Source organism: Streptomyces sp. NPDC048197 (assembly GCF_043202395.1).
Lineage (GTDB): Bacteria > Actinomycetota > Actinomycetes > Streptomycetales > Streptomycetaceae > Streptomyces > Streptomyces siderophoricus.
Genome location: NZ_JBIDAJ010000011.1, coordinates 1 through 15,269, shown reverse-complemented (window position 1 = coordinate 15,269; position 15,269 = coordinate 1). Strand labels below are relative to the sequence as shown.

The window sequence follows — 15,269 nt, the reverse complement described above, 5'->3', positions numbered from 1 at the left end:
GGAAACGCGAAGCGGGGGCGTCGCGGAAGGGGTGAACGGGACGTCCGGTGTGGCCGCCCGGCTCAAGCGACCCGAGGCACGGCTGCCGGAGGAGGGGAGGGCGCGAGGATCCCCCGTCGCCCTCCAGGCGGAAGAAGATCCCCGCCGTCCTCCGGGGGGAACCGCCCACTTCGGCCGGCCGAGCCAGCCGTGGACCGCCTCCAACGATGGTCGCTGGGACCCGGAACCGTGGCCGCGGCCGCGGCCGTGGCCAACGGTAGCGCCGCCAGCCCGCCCCCTGACCCGAGGCGCGGACACCGCATCCCACACGGCGGCCTGCACAGCCAACTCCGGTTCGCTGCAGCCGAGTTCTGGACCACCGGCCTCCACCGAGCGGCTCCTCTCCCGAAGCACACTCCCTACTCCTATCGTCACTCGTATCGTCGTGGCTCACCCGCCCCCGTGGCCGCGGCGACCGCGTCGGCGAGCGGCTCGATGTCGCCGTGCGACAGCCCGGAGACGGTGATGCGGATTCCCGGTGGGGAGTGCAGCCGGAAGCGCGCACCTGGGGCGACCGCCCAGCCGGAATGCAGCAGCCGGGCCACCGCTCCGGTCTCGTCCGGGACCGGCACCCAGACGTTCATCCCGCTCCGTCCTCGCGCGGGCACCCCGCGCTCGGCCAGCGCCCGTATCAGCGGGTCCCGGCGCCGGCCGTACGCGTCGGCCACGGCCGTCGGATCGACCGCGGACGTCTGCCACAACTGCACGACCGTGTCCTGGAGGAGATGGCTGACCCAGCCTGGGCCCAGTGCCTGCCGACCGCGCACGCGGTCGACGGTCACCGCGTCGCCGGTGAGCACCGCCAGGCGCAGATCGGGCCCATAGGCCTTGGCCGTCGAACGGACCAGCGCCCAGTGGTCGGTGACACCGGAGAGCGGATGGAGCGGGAGGTCGACGATGCCGTGGCCGTGGTCGTCCTCGATGAGGAGGACGCCGGGGTGATCGGCGAGGAGCGCGCGGAGCTCAGCGGCGCGGGCGGCCGTCACTGCGGCGCCGGTGGGGTTCTGCGCCCGGTCCGTGATGACGACCGCACGGGCGCCGTCCTCCAGCGCCTGCGCCAGCCGGGCGGGCAGCGGCCCTTCGTCGTCCACGCCCACCGGCGCGGGACGCAGTCCGAGCGCCGGCACGAGATCCAGCAGGCTGCCCCACCCGGGATCTTCCACGGCCACGCGGTCGCCGGGCCTCAGATGGGCGGCGAGCACCCGTTCAATGGCGTCGAGTGAGCCACTGGTGATGGTGATCGGGCCCTCCGCCACGCCGTCGTCGGCAAAGGCCGAACGGGCCAGCGCGGCCAGCTCCTCGTCGACGGCCGGGGTGCCGTAGAGCACCGGCCGCCGGGAACTGCGCGCCGCGGCGGCGGCCAGCGCCCGTTCGAGCGGGGGCAGCAGGGACGGGTCGGGGTTGCCGTCGGAGGTGTCGCGGACCCCCGGGGGAACCTCCACCCGCAACGCCTCGCGGGGCGTACTCGCGGGACGCGGGCGCACCCGGCTGCCGCGGCGACCCGCGGTTTCGATCACTCCCCGGTCGCGGAGCGTGCGGTACGCGGCCGCGACCGTATTCGGATTGACCTCTAGATAGACGGCCAACTCCCTGAGCGGGGGCAGGACTTCGCCTGGTTGGAGCTCGCCCGCACCGATGGCTCGCTCGACGCTGGCGGCAATGTCCGATGCGCGCCGCCCTTCGATCCGATACTCTCCTAGCACAAACTCGATTATGCACTAGTGCAATGGAGCTGGCAATGGCCTCTGCCGAGTCGTACGCGCCGAGCGATCTCACGACCCCGACCCGCGCCCGCGAGCGCGCCGCCTATGACCACGAGACGGTGCACGCCATCCTCGACGAGGGCTACGTCTGCCACCTGGGCTTCGTCCGCGACGGTTCCCCGGTCGTCCTGCCGACGCTCTACGGCCGGGTCGGTGACCGCCTCTACCTGCACGGTTCGACCGGCTCCCGGCCCCTGCGGATGGCCGGCGGGACCACGGACCCGGGCCTTGAGGTCTGCGTCACCGTCACTCATGTCGACGGCCTGGTGCTGGCCAGGTCCGCCTTCCACCACTCCATCAACTACCGCTCGGTCGTGGTGCACGGCACCGCGTACCAGGTCACCGACGCCGAGGAGAAGACGGCCGCCCTGGACGCGCTGGTCGACCACGTCCTGCCCGGACGCGCCGCGGACTCCCGCCCCGGCAACGCCAAGGAGCTGGCCGCCACCGCCGTGATCCGCCTGGACCTGCGCGATGTCTCCGCCAAGATCCGTACCGGCGGCCCCAGCGATGAGCCGGAGGACCTCGCGCTGCCGTATTGGAGCGGCGTCCTTCCCGTGGCTCCGGTGTACGGCGCACCCATACCGTCCGACGACCTGGCACCCGGCATCGCGGAGCCGGCGTACCTCACCGCCCGCTGAGGAGCACCCGTGCTGATACACCCCTGGGACGCCCCGACCGATGACGCCGAGTGGCAACGCTGGCTCGCCGCACACGACTTCGGCCAGCTGGCCGCCAACGGACGGCCCGGTGAACCGCCGCTGGTGCAGCCCCTGCACTTCGCCTACGACTTGGACCGCGGCGAGGCGGTGACGCATCTGGCCCGCCCGAATCCCCTCTGGGAGGCGCTGGCGGACCGTCCGCAGGTGCTGCTGAGCGTGGTGGACGACTACACCTTCATCCCCGGCCCCTGGCAGGCCGAGGAGGGCAAGCCGCCCGAGCACGGCGTCCCCACGAGCTTCTACGCCGCGGTCCAGCTGAGCTGCACGGCTCATGTCGTGGACGATCCGGAGGCGAAGGCGGCGCTGCTGCAACGGCAGATGGGTCACTTCCAGCCTGAGGGCGGCTCGGCCCCGGTCACCGCCGGTGAGGCACCGTACGGACGGCTGCTCTCCGGCATCCGCGGCCTGCGCCTCGAAGTGCACGACATCCGCGCCAAGTTCAAATACGGAGGCAAGCGAAGCGAGACCGTCCAGCACCGCATCTCGGGACGCCTCGCCGAACGGAACGGCCCCGGCGACGCAGCCGCCCGCGCCCACCAGCAGCGCCGCCTGGCAGCGGCCGGTGCGGTCCCGAGGACGCCCGCTCCCTGACCCGGATGTCCTGCAGAGGAAGGGAGCCCGGCCGATGCCGCCGGCCGGGCTCCTCCGCGGCGTACGCAGCGGTGCCATCACCTCGCCCCCTTGCCCGGCCCGTTGCCGTCGACTCAGCCGGGCGCCGCCGCCGTGGCCGGCGGGGTCGTCGCCACGGCACTGCGCGCCTCCGTCACGGCCAGCACGGCAACCGCCGTCGGCAGCACGCCCATCCCGAACGCGATCGCGATCGGCGTGGCGAGCCGCTCATAGAGGAAGAGCACCGCAATGGCGGCCGCGGCGTACACCGGCTCGATCAGCGCATTCACCGAGGCGATCGTCGCGCGTAAGGCGGCCGGCACCACGAAGGACGGCACATAGCCGAGCATGGTCGGCACCGCCGTCACGTACCCCATCAGCCAGAGGCTGCGCACCAGGTCGTGCGCCTGGGCCCAGAGCCCCCACCACCACGAGCGGCAGCAGACAGACCGCACCCAACCACGAAGGCGCCGATCGCCGAGGCGTACGGATCGCTGCCGCCGCCCCTGCCCAGCCCGCCGGGCGACCAGCGTCATCGCGGCGCAGCGGCCTCGAACAGCAGGACGTCGGCGATACCGGCGGGACGCACGGACGGCCGCGCCGCCTCCGCCGAGGAGCGGGACGGTCAGCCCCGCCAGCGCCCCGATGACTACCGGCGCACCGCCCGCGGCGAGCCGCTCCCCCACCGTCACGCACGCCTCGACGGCGATGAGAACCGGCCCCGCCCCATGGTGACGTTGGTGCCGACGGCCGACCCGGTCGTCTGCACGGCGGCGAAGTAGGCGCCCCGGAAGACGGCCAGTGCCATGCCAGTTACGAGCGTGCGAGAACGCCGCGCTCGCGCCGGGCTCGTACGGGGTCGGAGCGGCGGGGCCGTCGAGCCGGCGTCAGCCGGCGTCCCGGCGGCGCCCCATGCGGTGGCGGCGAACGTCACGTGCAGCAGCCCCCGGCCCATGGGCAGGGCGGCGGAGGAGGAGGGGGTGGCACGCAGGGACGGTGCTCCGAGAAGGGCCGGTCGGCGCGGTGCGCCGAGGAAAGGCCGCGTGTCCCGTCTGCAGGCAGCGACGGTCAGCTCGGTAGTGGACCCGAGCCTGGATGTCCTCGGAGGCCGCCGCCCGCCTTACGCGCCAGGCAAGGAGAGCAGAGCACAGTGACCTGCATGGTCCATGCGCTATGCGGCGGGCGATCCCGGCGGCACTCCGTCCCCGGCACCCGCCGGCGCGCCCGCCCCGGCTGCGGCCGCGCCACTGCCGTACGAGGTGGCGTCGCCACGAGCTTCCGCGGTCTCCCCCATCGCCGTGGTCTCCCTCAGCGCCGTAGCCTCCGCCGGGCCGGTGGCCTCCCCTGGGGCCGCTCCCGCCACGACCAACGACTCGGTCGTCTGCGGCTTGGCCAACTGCGCAATGAAGGCGCCGATCAGGACGACGACCCCGCCCAGGATCTGCGGAGCGGAGAGGTGTTCACCGAGCAGCACCCAGGCCAGTACGGTCGCGATGACCGCCTCCAGACAGGCGACGACCCCGGCCACCTGGGGCGAGAGCCGGCGGATCGACACCACTCCGGTCAGATAGGCCGCCACCGTTGCGACCAGCACGATCCAGGCGAGCAGCAGGGCGGCGGGCACCTGGGTGCCGTTCATGTCCGCGCCGCCGCCGAGGACCGCCCAGTCGAGTTCCCAGGGGCGCGCGATCGCGGTGAGGACGACGGCGCCGATCAGCAGACCGTAGGCGATCACCCCGAGCGGGTCCGCCGTGTCCTCACCATCGCTACCGTGGTCGGAGAGCACGAAGTAGCCCACCTGACAGCAGGCCGCCCCCAGCGCGAGCGCCAGGCCGAGGGCGTCAAAGCTCAGCCCGGACCAGATCTCGACGACACAGGCGAGGCCGCCGACGGCGAGCACCACACCGAGCGCCGCGGCACGGGTGACCGGCCGCTTCTGTACGAACCGGACCCAGCCGAGGACCAGCGCCGGCGCCAGGTATTCGATCAGCAGGGCCACGCCTACGGGGATGCGGGAGAGCGCGGCGAAGTAACACGCCTGCACACCGGCGACGGCGAGCAGCCCGAAGCCGACGAGCAGAGCCGGACGGCGGCGCGGCAGATCGCGGTGGCGCCAGGCCACCGGCAGCATGACCAGCGCCGCGCCGGCGACCCGGAGCCACGTGACATGCAGCGGTTCGAGACCGGCCGTGATCAGGGGTTTGGCGGCCACGCCGGAGCCGCCGAAGGCGAGCGCCGACAGCAGGGCGATGCCGACGCCGGCACCACGGCCCCGCGGCGCGCCGACCCGGCTCCCGTCGAGCGCGGACGATCGCTGGTCCGGCCAGGACCCCGCAGTTCCCTGACCCGGGCCGGCCGCTCGACCTGCCGGGCTCCCTGATGACGCGTGCATCGGGTCATCATGACAGCCGCCGTCAGCAGCGCAACCCCCGAGACCCCTGTCAGTCCTGGCCGGCGCGATCCCCGTCCAGACGGGCGGCGAGCCGGGCGGTGTCGACGGAGGCCCGGCGCAACACCTCGACGGCTCGCGATTCGGGATCGTCGACGAGAGCGGCGAGCAGATCGAGGCAGCCGGCGCGGGTGTCGTAGCGGGCGTGTGCACGGTCGAGGGCGCCGTCCATGGCGGCGGCCGCGGCCGGTGACCATCCGGGGACACCGCCTTCGGTGACCACCGGAACGGCGCCCGAGTCCTCGACCGTGCCGAGCCACTGGAGTCCGTAGCCGATGCTGCGCTGGACGAGGTAGCCGAGCAGCCGTGCCACCTGCGGTCCGCCGTCGAAGGCCGCGCGCACGGCGGGGTCCGACTCCAGGAGACCGTGCAGCAGATGCGCGGTGTCGACCTGCCGGTCACCATCCCGGGTGGCCCGCCTGCGGGCCGCGGAGACCACCGACGCGAGTTCGACGGTGAGCCTGCTGTCGAGGTCCTCCCGGACGGAGTCGTCGGCTCCGCTATACGCAGTACGGTTTTGCACAACCCCACCCCACCACCCCCTGAACGCCCGGGCATCCCCGCCGGGAAGCATTTGCGCATCCCACGCTGGTTGGGGATACCGCTCCGGCATCTCCTCCTCAGGGAGGAGATAAGACGGAGAGAATATGCAGATTCCGTGGAGGTCGGACATCCGGGAATGAGACCTTCCCCCTCCCGCGAGCTCCTCGACGGCAGTACGGGCGGCCACCCAGTAGGGGCTGCCACCACCAGAACTGACGAGCCATCAGAATCAAGCGTCGCCGGTATTGAACCTTCTCCCCCGCCCGGCTACGTTCCGCGGCACCAGCCAGGACCGCCACCGGAGGGGTGATCGCATGGCCGAAGTCACCGCACAGGCCCGCATCGAGGCACCGACCGAGACGGTCTGGAACCGGCTCACCGACTTCGATGCCTACGGGCAGTGGAACGCCACCCACACCTCCTTCCCGAAGGGCGGCCCGGAGACACTGGAAGTGGGCGCGGCCTACGAGGAGAACATGAAACTGATGGGCTTCCCCGCCGAGGTCACCTGGACCGTACGAGCACTGGAGCCTGGCCGGTTGCTCGACATCGCGGGCAAGGGCCCCATGGGCGTCAATCTCGGAATGCGTTACGCCCTCACACCGGACGGCGAGGCGACCACCGTTCAGATCGACGGATCGTTCACGGGCGCGGCGGTCTCCCTGATGGCAGGCAAACTGAAGGATTCGGCGAGCGCCGCACTGAACGAGTCACTGCGCAAGCTCGCCGGCCTGCTCGCCTGAGCCCCGGCACCTGGCGCCCGACCCGCGGCGCCCGGCACTCGGACCGACGTCACCCCATTCAACGAGACCCCCGACGCCAGCCCTCTCCTACAGGGAGCCAGCGGCATCAGTCCTCTTCGGCGAGGATCAGATACAGCTCCTTACGGGCCTTGTTGACCACCGCCATGGCCTTCTCCCGCTGCTCGGGACTGCCGGTGGCCCACACCTGCCGGAACGCCTCGACCAGGCCGCCACCCGCCTTGCGTATCTCATTCATCGCCTCCCAGTCGACACCGCGGCCGGCGTCCTCCCAGGGGGCGTCAGAGCCACTGTCGGCCTCGGCGCGTCCGGCCTCGGTCAGCGAGAACAGCTTCTTGCCGCCCTCACTGGCGCTGGCGATCAGCCCCTCGTCCTCGAGGAGTTGCAGGGTCGGGTAGACCGAGCCGGGGCTGGGCTTCCACGCCCCGCCGCTGCGCTCGGCGATCTCCTGGATCATTTCGTAGCCGTGCATCGGGCGGTCCTTGAGCAGCGCCAGTATAGACGCGCGCACATCCCCGCGCCGGGCCCGCCCGCGCGGGCCGCCACGCCCCCGGCCGCCACCGAAGGGCGGGCCTCCGAACGGCGGGCCGAAGGGGCCGAAGGCGGAGCGCCGCCGCTCCCAGCCACCCCCGAAGTCACTCCGACCGCCGTGGCGTCCGGGCCCGTGGTGCTCGTGCCGGTACTCGTGTCCGTGATCGTGTCCTTGGGAACGCATGGTGACGTCCTCCATTTCTATCGTTGATCTGTCGCGATGCTTCAACGATATATCGGGACTGTTCGCCGAAGCAAGACCCGAGCTACATCCGATTCGACGAGGCAGGTCCGGGCACGTCAGCGCATCCGTCGCCGCCGCGTCGCTATGCCTCCACGCCTGACGCCTGCACGCCTGCACACCTCACGATGCGCGGGATCCGGCTGGCGTCCACCGGTCCACTCGGCGCCCGAGCACCCCCTTCCGATCCAATTTCCCGGGATTGGCCTTGGCCCGTGGCTCGGTGGCCCCTCTACGCTCGCGCTCATGAGGATTCGCATCGTGGACGCCTTCAGTGAGCGTCCGTTCGCCGGCAACCCCGCGGGAGTCCTGCTCCTCGACTCCGACGCCTTTCCCGAAACGGACTGGCTGCAGCAGGTCGCAAGAGAGGTCAACCTCTCCGAAACCGCCTTCGCACACCCACTGCCGGAGGGCGGCGACGCCGACTGGGCATTGCGCTGGCTCACCCCGGCCGCCGAGGTGAACATGTGCGGGCACGCCACTTTGGCCACCGCGCACGTTCTGCACAGCACCGGGACCGCCGCCGGTACGGTCCGCTTCCGTACCCGCAGCGGGGTGCTGACCACAACGGCCGGCGACGACGGCGCGATCACCATGGACTTCCCGACCGCGCCGCTCAGCCCGGTCGAGGTGCCGCCCGTCGTCGCGGCCGCGCTGGGCGTCGACATCCTCTCGGCCCACGACACGGGCCCGAACGTCGGTGATCTGCTGGTCGAGCTGGCCGACGAGACGTCCGTGCGGGCCTTGACCCCGGACTTCAAGGCGCTGGCCGGGCACGGCGGCCGCGGGGTGATCGCCACCGCCCGCGCCGAAGACCCCGCCGGTGGCTACGACTTCTTCTCGCGATGCTTCTTCCCTGCGGTCGGCATCGACGAGGACCCGGTAACGGGCAGCGCGCACACCGCGCTCGCCCCGTTCTGGTCGGCACGGCTGGGCCGCAACTCACTGGTCGGCCTGCAGGGTGCGGCCCGTACCGGCTACGTACGCACCGAACTGCGCGGCGACCGTACGCTGCTGACCGGTTCCGCGGTCACGGTGATCGACGGTGAACTGCTGACCAAGTCCTGACCGGCCGTCTTTGCGCTGAGCGCCTCGGCCGGGTGGCAGGGGCGCGGCGCCAGAGCAAGAGCCGGCCCGAACCGGCCGAGAACCGTCCGTCGGGCACCGGTCCGGCTCGCTCCGGCCCACTCCGGCCCGCTCCGAAGCGGCTCCTGCAGCCGGCGGGGGCCCGTCGGGGCCCGGGCCACACCCCAACCCGATCATCGGCTCCCCACACCCCACAGACGCTGTCCGGGCCCTCCCGCGTCGCCCGGGCCTCCCAGGCCGCCGCCCCTCCGCGGTCCCCCGACCGGCCGCTCCCCGCCAAGCCGGGCGCCCGCTCTCAGGCTTCGGCCCGCGCACGCGCGAAACCTCACGACTCCCCCCACCCCCGAACCCACCCCCCGCCCCCTCCCCCCCCGAAGGGGGAGAGGGGGAGGGGGCGGGGGAAGCATCGGCAGGCGTTCAGCGAGCGAAGGTCGACGGCGTACGGGCTACCGGCTACCGGCTACCGGCTACCGGCTACCGGCTACCGGCTACCGGCTACCGGCTACCGGCTACCGGCTACCAACAGCGGTCGACGCCCGACGGGTTACGGACAGCGAGCGACGTCGATGACCTCCGGGTTACGGAGACGAGCAGCGGTCCGCCAACACAGGGACGGCCAACGACTACCAACTGCACACACGACTGCAGAGACCGACTACAGGCACCACCCAGCCAAGCCCCAACAAACCCACCCCTCATCCCTCATCCCTCACCCCTCACCCCTCACCCCTCACCCCTCACCCCTCACCCCGTAGGCAACCACCCCACCCGCCCCGCCAATACCGCGTAGCCCACGAACGCGACCGTGTCGATGAGGGCGTGGGCAGCCACCAGGGGGCCGACGCGGTGCCAGCGGCGGTAGAGGAGGACGAAGATGGCGCCCATCACCATGTTGCCGAGGAAGCCGCCGATGCCCTGGTACAGGTGGTACGAGCCGCGCAGCAGGGAGCTGGCCACCAGGGCGGCCATCGGGGTCCAGCCCAACTGGCCCAGTCTGCGCAGCAGATAGCCGACGACGATGACCTCCTCCAGTACGGCGTTCTGCACCGCGGAGGCGATCAGTACCGGGATCTTCCACCACACATCGGGCAGTGCCTCGGGGACCACCGTCAGGTTGACACCGGCCGCCCGCGCGCCCAGATAGAGCAGCAGGCCGCTGCCGCCGATGGCGGCCGCCAGGCCCGTTCCCCGGCCGAGGTCGAAGCCGGGCCGCCGCCGGTCGAAGCCGATCGCGCGGAGTCCGCCGGCCCGTTCGCGCATCAGGAGGTGCGCGACCAGCGCCACGGGCACCAAGGCGGTGGCGATCCCGAACAGCTGCCAGGCGAGATCCAGCCACGGCCGCCCGGGCGCATGGGAGGCGTTGAGGGTCGCCGCCTGGTGTTTGAGGCCCCCGGGTTTGGTCAGCGACCCGATGAAGCTGATCAGCGACGAGAGCGCGCTCGCGCCCACGGACAGGGCCAGGACGATCAGCGTCTCACTGCGCAGGACGCTCCGGGAGGGCGGCTGAGACGCGCCTGGTCCCGCCCCTCCGCCGGAGCCCTCCCCCGGAACGTCCGCACCGGACCCGGGACTTGTATCCGACTGCACGCTTCCTCCACTTCCGCATTACCACCTCTTCGCCACCACCGCCCCGCTAGGGTCTCGACAGCAGGTACGAAGATCGCGCGCGACAGGCCGGGGACGGGCGCCATCCACGTGGCGCATTCCCTCCTCCCCCATCGATTCCCGATCGAGCTCCGAGAAGGAGAGGCGCTACCGCAATGGGACGACACAGCTTGCCCGACGGCCCCACAGCGAAGTCCACGGGGGCCCGCCCCGGACCCCGGCGCCGCACCATCGTCCTGTCCACCGGCCTCGTCCTGGCGGTCGCCGCCGGTTCCGTAGTGGCGCTGCGCAGCGGCCTGCTGCCCTTCGGTGGGCGGTGCGACGGCCCGTCGGTGCGGATCACTGTCGCCGCCTCGCCCGATATTGCGCCGGCCGTCGAGGCGGTGGCCGATACGGCCCGCGAGAAGGCGACACGTACCGACGGCAGGTGTCTCGACGTCCGGGTCGTCGCGCGGCCCTCCCACGAGCTCGCCGACTCGTTCGGACAGCGGCCCGCGGACCCGGAGTTCCAGGTATGGATACCGGATTCGAGCCTGTGGGTGGACCGCGTCGAGGCGGAGAGCGGCACTCCGCTGACGGCCGCCGGCGCCATCGCCTCGTCACCCCTGGCGCTGGGTGCCGTCCCCAAGGCGGCCAAGTCCCTGGGCTGGCCTAACAAGCGCTACACCTGGGCCGGTCTCACCCGGAGCGCGACCTCGGGCGGTGATCTGCGCCTAGGTGTCGCCGATCCCACCCGCAGCGCCACCGGGCTGCTGGCCCTGTCCCGTATCAGCGCCGCCAACACGGAGGACGCCGGGGACGGGGACGAGGCGGCCACCCGTACGGCGGCCACCGCCAAGCTCCTCTATCAGCGGGTCGCGGACGGCGACGGTCAGGTCATGGCCACGTTGCCGCGCGACGACTCCGGTGCCGAGCAGGGAAATCCGCGCCGTAACCAGGCGCTGATGCTGTCCGAACAGGCCGCGTTCGCCCACAACGAGAGCTCGCACGGCGGCCCGGACCTCGATCTCTTCTACCCGGAGGACGGCACGGCCCGGCTCGACTACCCGTACGCGCTGGTCGACGAGGACGAGATGAGCCCCGAGCAGTCGCGGGCCGCCAGCCGCTTCATGACCCTGCTGGGCGAGCCCGACGGGCAGCGCGCGTTGCACGAGCACGGCTTCCGGACCGGGGACGGCAGGGCGGACGCCGAGGTGCTGGCGGCGGCCGGCGGGCGCGATCCGCAGCCGTACAACGCCGCACCGGCCGAGCCGCCGACGGCCAAGCAGCTCCAGGCCCTGCTGGGTATGTGGACGATCACGGTGCAGAGTGCCCGGATCTCCACCGTGGTGGACGCCTCCGCGTCGATGGGCAACGCAGTGCCGGGGCGGGGCGGCCAGACCCGGATGGACCTCGCCCGGAATTCGCTCCTCCAGGCGCTGGCCACGTTCACGCCCGAGGACGAGATCGGGCTGTGGAAGTTCGCCACCCACCTGGACGGCGAGAAGGACTATCAGGAGCTGTCCCCGACCGGTCGCCTCGGCGACCCGGAGGGCGGCGACGGCACCCACCGTGACGCGCTCGCCGCCGCGTTCGGCTCGCTGGCCCCGGTGCCGCACGGCGCCACCGGCCTGTACGACACCGTCCTCGCCGCCTACGAGGAGGCCCGCCGGACGTACACGAGCGGGAAGTTCAACGCGGTGGTGCTCATCACCGACGGCGTCAATGACGACGCGAGCAGCATCGGGCTCGATGACCTGATCACCAAACTGGGCAAGCTGTCGGATCCGGGACGTCCGGTGCCGCTGATCGCCGTCGCGATCGGTCCGGAGGCCGACGCATCGGCGTTGGACCGGATCGTGGCGCCCACGGGTGGCTCGGCCCACCGGGTGGACGATCCGTCGCAGATCCACCAGGTGATCCTCAAGGCCGTCATGGCGGCGGGCAGCAACGCCCCGCGCTGAACCCGCGCCGCAAACCTCCCCTGGCCTCGGCCCCTGGTGGCGGCTACGCCCCCTCGGTCGCCGCCTGGCGGGGACCCGGCACCGCGGTGCGGGCGCCGAGCGGCCAGGCGACCGGCCAGGTGTGCACCGGCTGCCCGGTGTGCATCAGCTCGCTGTAGCGCCGGGTCATCGCGGCGAGTGCGGCGTCCCGGTCCAGACCCTGCCGGCGGGCGTGGTGGTAGGCCGCGGCCTGCCAGGAGGCGCCGTTGACCCGCCGTCGGCAGCGCTCCTCGATGATGGCCAGATAGTGGTCACGGTCGGCCGGCTCCACCCCCCAGGCGTCCAGTCCGCGGGCCGCCAGCGGCAGCAGTTCCTGGCGTACCAGCCGTACGGCCGGGATGTCGGCGAGGGCGGTGGTCCGGCCGGGGCGGGGCCATTGCAGGGTCGCGTCGATGCCGTACCGGCAGGCGGCGTCGAAGTTTCCGGCCGCGGCCTCGAACGGGAGGCGGGTCCAGATGGGGCGCGGTTCCTCGGCCAGGGCGCGCACCAGGCCGTAGTAGAACGCGGTGTTGGCGATGGTGTCGGCGACGGTGGGGCCGGCCGGCAGCACCCGGTTCTCGACCCTGAGGTGGGCGACGCCGTCGGCGACCGCGTAGACGGGGCGGTTCCAGCGGTAGATGGTGCCGTTGTGCAGCACCAGTTCGGCCAGGTCGGGCACGCCGCCCTCGGCCAGGACCCGCAGCGGTTCCTGCGGGCCGCACACCGGGAGCAGTGGCGGGAAGTAGCGCAGGTTCTCCTCGAAGAGGTCGTATGCGGACTCGACCCAGCGTTCGCCGAACCAGGTGCGCGGGCGTACGCCCTGTGCCTGTAGTTCCGGTGCGCGGGTGTCGGTGGCCTGCTGGAAGACCGGCGGCCGCGACTCCCGCCACAGTTCACGGCCGAAGAGGAACGGCGAGTTGGCGCCGACCGCGATCTGGGCGGCGGCAATGGCCTGGGCCGCGTTCCATACGCCGGCGAAGCGGCCCGGTGTCACCTGGAGGTGCAGCTGGACGGAGGTGCAGGCGGCCTCCGGCGCGATCGAGGGGGAACGCGCCACCAGGTGCTCGACGCCCTGGATGTCCAGGACGAAGTCCTCGCCGCGGGCCGCCCGCATCTGGTCGTTGAGCATGACGTAGCGGTCGTTCTCGGAGAGGCTGGCGACGGTCAGGTCGGTGGCGTCCAGGGTCGGCAGAATGCCGATCATCACGATCCCGGCGGCGACTTCGCGGGCCTTTCTTTCGGCGTAACACAGCCCCGTGCGGAGTTCCTCGGCGAGCTGGTCCAGGACGCGTCCTGAGAGCCGGTGCGGAAGGATATTGACTTCCAGATTGCACTGGGCGAGTTCGGTCTGGAAATCCTGGCTGGCGATCCGTTCGAGAACCTGGGAGTTCAGCATGCGGGGCCGCCCGTCGGCTCCGGCGAGATTGAGCTCGATCTCCAGGCCCATGAGATTCCGGGGCCGGTCGAACCGCTTCTCCACCAGGAGCCTGTGCAATCCTTCGAGACAGTCGTGTAGCTTTCTTCGATAACGCTCCCGGTCCGCCAGGTCGATCCCGTCCGCGGCGACCTTCTCCCCCATCGAAAGGGTCCCTCCTCCAGTGAACGGCCCGCGGCCACGGGCCGCTTGGGGGCGAACCCGGGCACACCGGGGCTCGCGCTACGGTCGATGATGCCCCGGCAATCTGATCGATAACGCCTCCGGGGCGGCCTGGTGCCGATAGGCTCGAAGTGGTGCGCCGTCCGGCATCTTCCACGGGCATATCTCAGCGGCGATCGCCGTCCGCATTTCGCTCGTGAGATTCACCGACGAGATCCGGCCTACCGCATCGGCGAGGTAATACGAGGTGGCACGACAAAGGCTCCGTACAAATTGGAGTAAATCACCTCGCGGACCGGTCCGGATTCCGCCTTGCCGGAAATCCGCAAGGCCGGTAGCCGAAACACTTTCAGAACATACGTCGTATAAACTCCGCTTACGAGGCAGAGACTTGGCGCCCCGTGTCGCGGTGTTCCCACCCGTGCCGTGGTTCGACGACGGGCCCTGATTCCCCACGCCGGGCCGCAGCCCCGGCCGGCCACGCTCTGACCCCGCACGCAAACAGCGCCGTTTGCACCTGCCGCGCTCCACCGTGTCTCCGAAGTGAGAGGCGACCCACCATGCCGCTGCACGTTGCCCCTGCCCCTGCGCCCGCCCTGCGCAGCATCCTGACCGCCCTCGGCTCGCCCACCGCCGTCCGCGAGGCCCCCGTCCCCGCCCTGCGCGCCCATCAGGGCCCGCTCAGCCCCGACCACCCCCTGCCGCTGCATGTCTGGGACGACGTCAGCCGGGCCGACGACACGCCGCACACCCGGCTGGCCGGCTGGCAGTTCCTGGTCCGCGGCGGCGAGCGGGCCGTGGCGACCGCCGAGGCGGTGCTCACCGCGGACGGCTGGACCTTCGGGCGCTTCTGCGGCGGGCCCTACGTCGCCTCGACCGAACGGGCGCTGGCGCAGTCCGAGGCGCTCACCACGCCCTACCAGCCCCGGCTGCTGTCCGTACCGGAGCTGTACATGCTCACCCTGTGGCTGCACCACGACCTCTCCTCCGACGGGGCCGAGGGGCTGCCGGCCGCCGGTGACCTGCTGGTGCCGCTGGCGCCCGCCCCGCCCGGCATCGCCGCCCATCGTCCGCACCACGTCGCCGACCTGCTCCCCCGGCTCACCCTGCGTCTGGCCTCCGCGCCCCTGGAGCTGCGCGAACCGGCCTGAGCCGCAAGCCGGCGGCGTCCCTCCGGGTACCCGCGCACCGGCGCACCACGCCCCTCACGAGCGTGCCCCGTGGCCCATTCCGGCCGCGGGGCGCGCTGCCGTGCTCACCCGCGCGGCCTAGATGAATGAGTCCTATGTTCATGCTGGCCGCGACCATGGCGAAGGGCGCCCGTTGGCTCGTGTGTGACGACAAACCTGGACGCCCTTCTGG

At 71.9% G+C, this 15,269-nt stretch carries 14 protein-coding genes; 7 read left to right on the top strand and 7 right to left on the bottom strand.

Annotation, left to right across the window (positions count from 1 at the left end; all coding sequences use genetic code 11):
- Positions 1–410: 410 nt before the first annotated feature.
- Complete coding sequence (locus ACGF4C_RS16895) at positions 411–1,742, bottom strand: aminotransferase class I/II-fold pyridoxal phosphate-dependent enzyme (RefSeq protein ID WP_393566978.1); 1,332 nt, start codon at positions 1,740–1,742, stop codon at positions 411–413.
- Between the two features lie 35 nt (positions 1,743–1,777).
- On the opposite strand from ACGF4C_RS16895, the gene ACGF4C_RS16890 reads away from it, so the two are divergent.
- Complete coding sequence (locus ACGF4C_RS16890; RefSeq protein WP_393566977.1) at positions 1,778–2,443, top strand: pyridoxamine 5'-phosphate oxidase family protein; 666 nt, start codon at positions 1,778–1,780, stop codon at positions 2,441–2,443.
- A 9-nt stretch (positions 2,444–2,452) separates the two neighbouring features.
- The gene (locus tag ACGF4C_RS16885; RefSeq protein ID WP_393566976.1) at positions 2,453–3,115 is read left to right on the top strand and encodes an FMN-binding negative transcriptional regulator; all 663 of its coding nucleotides are present in this window, start codon (positions 2,453–2,455) and stop codon (positions 3,113–3,115) included.
- A gap of 113 nt (positions 3,116–3,228) precedes the next feature.
- On the opposite strand, the gene ACGF4C_RS16880 is transcribed toward ACGF4C_RS16885, so the two are convergent.
- A complete protein-coding gene (locus ACGF4C_RS16880; RefSeq protein ID WP_393566974.1) occupies positions 3,229–3,510 on the bottom strand; it encodes a hypothetical protein in 282 nt (93 codons plus the stop codon).
- A 24-nt stretch (positions 3,511–3,534) separates the two neighbouring features.
- On the opposite strand from ACGF4C_RS16880, the gene ACGF4C_RS16875 reads away from it, so the two are divergent.
- Positions 3,535–3,915 carry a hypothetical protein gene (locus ACGF4C_RS16875; RefSeq protein ID WP_393566972.1) on the top strand — a complete coding sequence of 127 codons (381 nt, stop codon included), beginning with the start codon at positions 3,535–3,537 and terminating at the stop codon, positions 3,913–3,915.
- A 389-nt stretch (positions 3,916–4,304) separates the two neighbouring features.
- On the opposite strand, the gene ACGF4C_RS16870 is transcribed toward ACGF4C_RS16875, so the two are convergent.
- Both ACGF4C_RS16870 and ACGF4C_RS16865 read right to left on the bottom strand, forming a co-directional pair.
- Positions 4,305–5,525 (bottom strand): DMT family transporter, encoded by a 1,221-nt coding sequence (locus tag ACGF4C_RS16870; protein ID WP_393566971.1) that lies wholly within the window; start codon positions 5,523–5,525, stop codon positions 4,305–4,307.
- A gap of 49 nt (positions 5,526–5,574) precedes the next feature.
- On the bottom strand, positions 5,575–6,105 hold the full coding sequence (locus ACGF4C_RS16865) for a Clp protease N-terminal domain-containing protein (protein WP_393566970.1): 531 nt from the start codon (positions 6,103–6,105) through the stop codon (positions 5,575–5,577).
- 334 nt (positions 6,106–6,439) lie between these two features.
- Here ACGF4C_RS16865 and ACGF4C_RS16860 point away from each other — a divergent pair, with 334 nt between their 5' ends.
- Entirely contained in the window at positions 6,440–6,868 is a 429-nt protein-coding gene (locus ACGF4C_RS16860) for an SRPBCC family protein (RefSeq protein WP_393566968.1), read from the top strand.
- 106 nt (positions 6,869–6,974) lie between these two features.
- Here the strand turns inward: ACGF4C_RS16860 and ACGF4C_RS16855 are convergent, their stop codons facing one another.
- Positions 6,975–7,601, bottom strand: a complete 627-nt coding sequence (locus tag ACGF4C_RS16855) for a PadR family transcriptional regulator (protein ID WP_393567233.1) — start codon at positions 7,599–7,601, stop codon at positions 6,975–6,977.
- Positions 7,602–7,904: 303 nt separating this feature from the next.
- On the opposite strand from ACGF4C_RS16855, the gene ACGF4C_RS16850 reads away from it, so the two are divergent.
- Positions 7,905–8,726, top strand: a complete 822-nt coding sequence (locus ACGF4C_RS16850; RefSeq protein WP_393566967.1) for a PhzF family phenazine biosynthesis protein — start codon at positions 7,905–7,907, stop codon at positions 8,724–8,726.
- 762 nt (positions 8,727–9,488) lie between these two features.
- Here ACGF4C_RS16850 and ACGF4C_RS16845 read toward each other — a convergent pair.
- Positions 9,489–10,331 carry a CPBP family intramembrane glutamic endopeptidase gene (locus ACGF4C_RS16845; protein ID WP_393566966.1) on the bottom strand — a complete coding sequence of 281 codons (843 nt, stop codon included), beginning with the start codon at positions 10,329–10,331 and terminating at the stop codon, positions 9,489–9,491.
- Between the two features lie 173 nt (positions 10,332–10,504).
- Between ACGF4C_RS16845 and ACGF4C_RS16840 the strand changes: the two genes are divergently transcribed.
- A complete protein-coding gene (locus ACGF4C_RS16840) occupies positions 10,505–12,292 on the top strand; it encodes a substrate-binding and VWA domain-containing protein (protein WP_393566965.1) in 1,788 nt (595 codons plus the stop codon).
- Positions 12,293–12,335: 43 nt separating this feature from the next.
- Here the strand turns inward: ACGF4C_RS16840 and ACGF4C_RS16835 are convergent, their stop codons facing one another.
- Positions 12,336–13,889, bottom strand: a complete 1,554-nt coding sequence (locus ACGF4C_RS16835) for a glutamate--cysteine ligase (protein WP_393566963.1) — start codon at positions 13,887–13,889, stop codon at positions 12,336–12,338.
- 578 nt (positions 13,890–14,467) lie between these two features.
- Between ACGF4C_RS16835 and ACGF4C_RS16830 the strand changes: the two genes are divergently transcribed.
- A complete protein-coding gene (locus ACGF4C_RS16830; RefSeq protein WP_393566961.1) occupies positions 14,468–15,058 on the top strand; it encodes a hypothetical protein in 591 nt (196 codons plus the stop codon).
- The last annotated feature ends 211 nt before the right edge of the window (positions 15,059–15,269 follow it).